Consider the following 2363-nt stretch of genomic DNA (forward strand, 5'->3'; position numbering starts at 1 on the left):
TAACAATCATATTTATAGTATGAAATTGAATCTCAACATTGAACCATTGGATACATGGTTGAAGCCGTCTCACCAGCCGCTGGTGATTGCCGGCCCCTGCAGCGCAGAAACAGAAGAACAACTTCTGGCTACAGCTGATCTGCTCGCTAAAACAGGTAAAATTTCTGTCCTGCGGGCTGGTATCTGGAAACCCCGCACGCGTCCGGGTGAGTTTGAAGGCATTGGCAGCATCGGGCTGGAATGGCTGAAGAAGGCAAAACTTGCGACGGGCCTGCCGATAACGGTTGAGGTGGCGAATGGTAAGCATGTGGAAGAAGCGCTGGCTGCGGGAGTGGACATTTTATGGGTTGGTGCGCGTTCGACCGTGAATCCGTTTACGGTTCAGGAGATTGCAGATGCTCTGCAGGGCGTTGATATCCCGGTTATGGTAAAAAACCCGGTAAACCCGGATCTTTCTTTGTGGATTGGTGCGCTTGAGCGGATTAACAATGCCGGTATCACAAAACTTGCTGCTATTTCGCGCGGGTTCTCTTCTTTCGAGAAATCAGCTTTCCGCAACGAACCGATGTGGGAATTGACCATCCAGCTCAAGACTCTTTGCCCTCAGCTGCCTGTTATCTGCGATCCGAGTCATATTTGCGGGAACCGCGAACTGATCCCTTATATTTCTCAGAAGGCGCTTGACCTTGAAATGCAGGGCTTGATGATTGAGTCGCATATTGATCCTTCAGTGGCCTGGACAGATGCGAAACAGCAACTGACTCCTTCTGCCCTGTCTGACCTGATCGATCACCTGACGGTGCGTACTCCGGAGCCTGCAAACCCGGTTGTATCGGATAAGCTGGCTGAGCTGCGTAAGCAAATTGACAAGATTGACGACCTTCTGATTCAGAAAGTTGCAGAAAGAATGTCGATCGTGGAAAAGATCGGTGAGTATAAAAGAGACAATGATATCACGATCCTCCAGTTAAACCGGTGGGATGAGATCATCAAGAAACGTGCAAGTTTCGGAAAAGCACTGAAGCTGGACGAAGAATTTACGACCAAGATGCTCGAGCTGATCCACGCCGAATCTATCAGGAGACAGACCGAGATTATGAATACCAAGACTGCTGTTTCCGAAAAATGACAACGGAACAGTTAATCCTTTCAAAACCAGCAACGGATACATTCTGCAGCATTGAACTCACGGGGTCAAAAAGTGAGAGCAACCGGGCGCTTGTATTAAACGCCCTGAGCAGCGGGGTGGTGAAAGTGAGAAACCTCTCCTCAGCTGACGATACGGTGGTGATGGAGAAGGCGCTGAACACCTCTGCGGCTGAAGGAATTCCGGTAGTGGACATCGGGCCGGCAGGTACTGCAATGCGTTTTCTGACTGCGTTCTTTGCTGTAACCGGCAGGGAGGTGATCATCACGGGAACGGACCGCATGAAGCAAAGGCCAATCGGTATCCTGGTGGATGCCCTGAGAGAACTGGGGGCTGAGATAGACTATACGGAAAAAGACGGCTACCCCCCTTTGAAGTTTCACCGTGATTTCAAACAAAAAAGCAGGACTATCGGCATCAAGGGAGATGTGAGTTCGCAATATATCACGGCACTTCTCCTGGTTGCGTCGCAACTGCCGGAGGGGCTCATGCTCGAAATTGAAGGCGAACTTACATCAAGGCCTTATGTGGAGATGACCCTGGCGCTGCTGCAGGAATGCGGGATCAGTCACCAGTGGAAGGAAAATGCGATTATTATCCCGGCTCAGCAGTTCTCTGCGTCGACCATTACGGTAGAGCCCGACTGGAGCGCTGCTTCTTACTGGTACTCCATCGCCTGTTTATCTGACAAGGCGGATATCCAGCTTCCCTGGCTGAAGAAAAACAGTCTTCAGGGCGATAGCAGGATCAGCGGGATCATGGAGCACTTTGGTGTAAAAACTACGTTTTCAGAAACAGGGTTAGAGCTTTCCAAGGTATCATCACAGATCAAAGAAGATTTTTTTGATTTAAAGGATTGCCCGGACCTGGCGCAAACCGTGATCGTATGCAGCGCTGCCCTGGGGCATAACGCTACTTTCACCGGACTGGAGACCCTAAAGATCAAGGAAACTGACCGGATTGCAGCTTTGCAGAACGAGCTTTCGAAGATCGGGGTACTGCTGCTGGAAGACAACGGATACTATCACCTGGACAGCAGGGGGCTTCATTTTCCTGAGACGATCAGCGTGAGGACTTATGAGGATCACCGCATGGCGATGGCCTTCGCTCCTCTGGCTCTTAAAATTCCGCGGCTCGTAATCGAAGATCCAAAGGTGGTGGGTAAATCGTACCCTTCATTCTGGGATGACCTGAAGAAAGCAGGATTTGAAGAATT

At 50.3% G+C, this 2363-nt stretch carries 2 protein-coding genes; both read left to right on the forward strand.

The window, feature by feature from the left end; all coding sequences use genetic code 11:
- The first annotated feature begins 19 nt into the window (after positions 1–19).
- Complete coding sequence (locus DDR33_RS16030) at positions 20–1129, forward strand: chorismate mutase (RefSeq protein ID WP_109416822.1); 1110 nt, start codon at positions 20–22, stop codon at positions 1127–1129.
- On the forward strand, positions 1126–2363 hold a 1238-nt coding region (locus DDR33_RS16035; protein WP_109416823.1), incomplete at its 3' end, for a 3-phosphoshikimate 1-carboxyvinyltransferase. The genes DDR33_RS16030 and DDR33_RS16035, both read left to right, overlap by 4 nt.

Source organism: Pararcticibacter amylolyticus (genome assembly GCF_003130405.1).
GTDB lineage: Bacteria > Bacteroidota > Bacteroidia > Sphingobacteriales > Sphingobacteriaceae > Arcticibacter > Arcticibacter amylolyticus.